This is a genomic window from Streptomyces sp. SolWspMP-5a-2 (genome assembly GCF_900091845.1).
Lineage (GTDB): Bacteria > Actinomycetota > Actinomycetes > Streptomycetales > Streptomycetaceae > Streptomyces > Streptomyces doudnae.
Genome location: NZ_FMCI01000164.1, coordinates 1 through 4,760, shown reverse-complemented (window position 1 = coordinate 4,760; position 4,760 = coordinate 1). Strand labels below are relative to the sequence as shown.

Here is a 4,760-nt window from a genome sequence, read left to right as displayed (position 1 = left end):
ATCGACCCCCGCATGCTCTGGCCGAACATCCTGGAGGCCGTCAAGAACCGGCGCCGCTTCACCTGGATCCTGCTCAGCCAGAACGCCCACGTCGCCGGGTTCGACGGCACCACCCTCCAGCTCGGCTTCGTCAACGCCGGTGCCCGGGACAACTTCGCGAGCAGCGGCAGCGAGGACGTCCTGCGGCAGTCCCTCGCCGAGCAGTTCAGCGTGCAGTGGAAGATCGAGACCGTCGTCGACCCCTCGGGCGGCGCGGGCGGCGGCGGGGCCGCGCCCCCGTCCCCCGGCGGCCCCGGCGGGTCCGGGTTCAACGGCGGCTACGGCGGTGGCGGCGCCCCGGCGGGCGGTGGCCCCGGGGGCGGCTACGGCGGCGGCGGTGGTCACGGCGGTGGCCCCGCGGGCGGTGCAGGAGGGCCCGGTGGCCCGGGCAGCGGCGGCAGTGGCGGGCACGGCTCCGCGGGGCCTGGCGCCGGGGGACAGCCGTCCGCCTCCCCGGCCCCCTCCTACGGCTCGTCCACGCCCCCGAGACCCGCGCCGCAGCCCTCCCCCTCGCCCGAGCCGCCGCACCCGGTCTCCCCCGAGGACGACATCCCCGAGGACGACGACCCCGACCTCGTCGACTCCGCCCTCTCCGGACACGACCTGATCGTCCGCGAGCTGGGCGCCACCGTCGTCGACGAGTTCACGAACGAGTGAGCCCCCATACGAGGTGAGGAGACGGTGCGGCGGTGAGCGGGGCGGGCGCCGTCGGCGGACCCTCCGGTTCGTGCGAACGCACAGGAGCGGGGCGCCCCCGGCCTCGGACGCCCGCACGAAGGACGCCGCCCCCGGCCCGTTAGGCTGACCCCCGTGAAGGTCCTTGTCATCGGTGGCGGCGCCCGCGAACACGCCCTGTGCCGTTCCCTGTCCCTCGACCCCGCGGTCACCGCGCTGCACTGCGCGCCCGGCAACGCCGGCATCGCCGAGGTCGCCGAGCTGCACCGGGTCGACGCCCTCGACGGTGCCGCCGTCGCCGCGCTCGCCACCGGGCTGGACGCCGACCTCGTGGTCGTCGGCCCGGAGGCGCCGCTGGTCGCCGGGGTCGCCGACGCCGTGCGCGCCGCGGGGATCCCGGTCTTCGGGCCCGCGGCGGACGCCGCCCGGATCGAGGGCTCCAAGGCCTTCGCCAAGGACGTCATGGCGGGCGCGGGCGTCCCCACCGCCCGTTCGTACGTCTGCACGACGCCGGACGAGGTCGACGAGGCGCTCGACGCGTTCGGGGCGCCCTACGTCGTCAAGGACGACGGGCTCGCCGCCGGGAAGGGCGTCGTCGTCACCGCCGACGTCGACGCGGCCCGCGCGCACGCCAACTCCTGCGAGCGGGTCGTCATCGAGGAGTTCCTCGACGGCCCCGAGGTCTCCCTCTTCGCCATCACCGACGGCGAGACGGTCCTCCCGCTCCAGCCCGCCCAGGACTTCAAGCGCGCGCTCGACGGCGACGAGGGCCCGAACACCGGCGGCATGGGCGCCTACTCCCCGCTCCCGTGGGCCGACGCCAAGCTCGTCGACGAGGTGCTGGAGACGGTTCTGCAGCCGACCGTCGACGAGATGCGGCGCCGCGGCACCCCGTTCTCCGGCCTGCTCTACGCCGGGCTCGCGATCACCGGCAGGGGCGTGCGGGTCATCGAGTTCAACGCCCGCTTCGGCGACCCCGAGACCCAGGTCGTGCTGGCCCGCCTGAAGACGCCGCTGGCCGGTGTCCTGCTCGCCGCCGCCAACGGCACCCTCGCCGACCTGCCGCCGCTGCGCTGGAGCGACGACGCCGCCGTCACCGTCGTCATCGCCTCGCACCACTACCCCGGCACCCCGCGCACCGGCGACCCGATCACCGGGCTCGACGCGGTGGCCGCCGAGGACGCCCCGCACGCGTACGTGCTGCACGCCGGTACGCGCCAGGACGGCGACGCCGTCGTCAGCGCCGGTGGCCGGGTGCTGTCGGTCACCGCGGCGGGCGCCGACCTCACCGAGGCACGGGACCGCGCCTACCGGGCCGTCGCCCGGATCCGGCTCGACGGTTCCCAGCACCGCACGGACATCGCGGCGAAGGCGGCGTCCGAAGCCTGAGAAGCTGGCGGATCCGGGCATCGCGGCCCGGATCAGGCGAACCCCGCAGGCCCCGGATCCGTCTCTGGATTCGGGGCCTGATCCTTGCCCTCTGTCATCCACCTCTCCCCAAAGCCATTCCATCGAGTGACCAATGGCCCATCTGGCTGACTCGGGCCGGGGCCCCAACTAGGGTGCGGCGCAAGCGTTCCGGCACTTGGCCCACCGGCATTGCGATGTCAGTGGCGGCTGCCACAGTGGGGGAGTGAGCAACGCCAGGACAGTCAGGACGGCCAGGGTTCGAGGGAGGGGGTGAGGTCGGGTCGTGACCGGTATCGGGATCGGTGAGGACGTGGGCGCGCGCGGCGCGCGTGCCAGGGCTCTCGCGGTGCTGCGGGTCCGCAGCCGGGCGCTGGCGGTGGCCGTGCTGCCCGCGGCGGTCGCCGTGGTGCTGCTGGCCGGCGGGTGGACGGGGCATCTGGTGGGGCCGTTCTGGCACGCGGCGCGCTGGGTCGTGACCCCGCTCGCGGTCCTCGTGCTCCTCGCCGCGGGCGCCGTCGGCCTGGTGGTCGCGCGGGCCCGCCCCGCCGTGAGCCCCACGGTCGCCGTCCCCGAGGAGACCGCGCCCGACCTCTACCGGATGGTGCGCGACCTCGCCGACCGGCTCGACGTCCCGGCCCCCTCCGCGATAGCCCTCACGCCCGACTGCGACAGCTGGCTGGAGGACCGCACCCACCCGTCGCACGGCACGCCCCCGGCCGCCGAGCGGGACGAGATAGCGGGCGCGCGCGCCGCGCACCGCCGCACCCCCGCCGCGCCCGTCCTCGTCATCGGCTCGCCGTTCCTGTGGTGGATGCGGGTCGGCGAACTGCGCGCGGTGCTCGCCCCTGTGGTCGCCGGTACGGGACCCTCCGCCCACCCGGACATAGCCGCCGCCCGCCGCTTCGTGCGCGGTCTTGACGCCGCCGTCGCGGTCGCCTCGGCCCCCGGCCGCCGCGCCCTGACCCGCCCGGTCGGCGCCGGTGTGGGCTGGACCGCCCGGCTGCTGCTGCGGGCCTGCCGGGAGCACGCGGCCCAGATGGAGCGCGGGGTCGCCGCCGCCGCGGCCGAGCGCGCCCAGGCCGTGGACTACGGGCTGCGGATCGTCGCGCAGGAACAGGTCGGTCTCGCCTACGCGGGCTGGGACCGACTGCTCACCCGGGTCGCGCTGCCCGCCTGGCGGATGGGCCGCTGGCCGTCCCGCCTCGACGCGGGTGTCGTCGCCGCCCTCACCGAGCTGTCCCGGCGGGACCGGCTGGCCGAGGGGTTCGCCTCCCGTCTCGGCGAACGCCCCGCCTGCGACCTGCTGGACGAACCCGGCGTCATCGACGAGGCCACCTCCCTGCTCGCCGCCCGCCTCTTCCACGGCGGCCCCGCCGAGCCCGGCCCCGACTGGGCCCCGGTGGACTGGGAGGAGTACCCGGAGGAGGTCGTCGACCGCAAGTGGCGCACCGACGCGGCCCGGCTGCACCGCGTCCTGGACACCCTGGGCCCGCACGACGCCCTGGGAACGCACGACGCCCGGGGCCCCGCCGCCCCGCGCCCGGCCCAGGGCCCGACCCTCTCCCGCGTCCTCGACCACCTGACCCTGCCGACGCCGACGCCGACGCCAGAGACACCCGTGCCTGAAGTGTCCGCGGTGCCTGGAGGGACCGCGGTGACCGGAGAGGCCGCGGTGGCCGAAGGTTCCGCGGCGACCGGGGGGACAGCGGTGCCCGAGGAGCCCGAAGGCGCCCTCCGGCCCGAGGGCGCCCTCCACCCCGAGGGTGATCCCTTCCCCGAGGGCGACCCCTTCCCCGAAGGGGACCTCTTTCCCGAGGAGGCCCCCGTCCTCCGCAACGAACGCGGGGCCGCGCTCGCCGCCCGGCTCACCACCGAGCTGGCCCGGGAGGAAGCCACCGCGAGCGACGGCGCGGCGGCGGGGGCCCGTCCGGCGGTCACCCCCGACACCGCCCTGTGGGACGACGGCGGCCTCCCCCTCTTCCCGCTCCAGCCCCCGCGCACGGCACGGGAGTTGCTCGCCGACCACGTCACGGCGATGGTGTGCTGCGCCGCAATGGACACGGCGGGGGCCGCCCCCGGCCTCGACTGGCTCGACGGCCCGTCCCTGCTGCTGGGCGGCGAGCGGACGAAGGACCTGACCCCCCGCGTCCTCAGCCTCGTCGAGGACGGTGACCCCGCCCCGCTGCGGGCCTGGCTGGTCGCGTCCGGCATACGCCCGGAGAAGCCCGTACGGCTGGTCTGAGCGCCGGCTGGTCCGAGCGACGCGGCCACGCCGCACCCACGCCGCAGCCACGCCGCATCCCGAACCGAACTGGAACGCCCCCTTCCAGTTTCGGTCAATCGGCAACGAGCCGTGACCGTCTGCGTGCGGCATGTGATGTGCTGGGACCGACCACGACACAGGACAGACACATCAGGCACGGGACAACGGGGGCACGAGGGAGGGGAGCCACCATGTCGTCGGAGCACACGCGCCGTTGGGAGTCCGGAGCGCTCGCGCACGCCGTCAACGACCCCTTCGGGCAGGGCCCGCTCCCCTGGCTCCGCGGCGGCGAGACCTACTTCGGCGACACCGGCCGCGTCGTCCCCTGGTACGTGGACGCCGACCGAGGCACCGCGCCCCCCGAAGGCGACCC

Annotated in this window: 2 protein-coding genes and 2 pseudogenes; all 4 read left to right on the top strand. The window is 76.1% G+C overall.

The window, feature by feature from the left end; genetic code table 11:
• Positions 1–696, top strand: a pseudogene (locus tag GA0115242_RS16990) (DNA polymerase III subunit gamma and tau); the annotation flags it as partial.
• Between the two features lie 153 nt (positions 697–849).
• Positions 850–2,103, top strand: a complete 1,254-nt coding sequence (gene purD / locus GA0115242_RS16985) for a phosphoribosylamine--glycine ligase (protein WP_093829280.1) — start codon at positions 850–852, stop codon at positions 2,101–2,103.
• 304 nt (positions 2,104–2,407) lie between these two features.
• A complete protein-coding gene (locus GA0115242_RS40775) occupies positions 2,408–4,366 on the top strand; it encodes a hypothetical protein (RefSeq protein ID WP_093829278.1) in 1,959 nt (652 codons plus the stop codon).
• Between the two features lie 212 nt (positions 4,367–4,578).
• Positions 4,579–4,760, top strand: a pseudogene (locus tag GA0115242_RS39915) (phosphoribosylamine--glycine ligase); the annotation flags it as partial.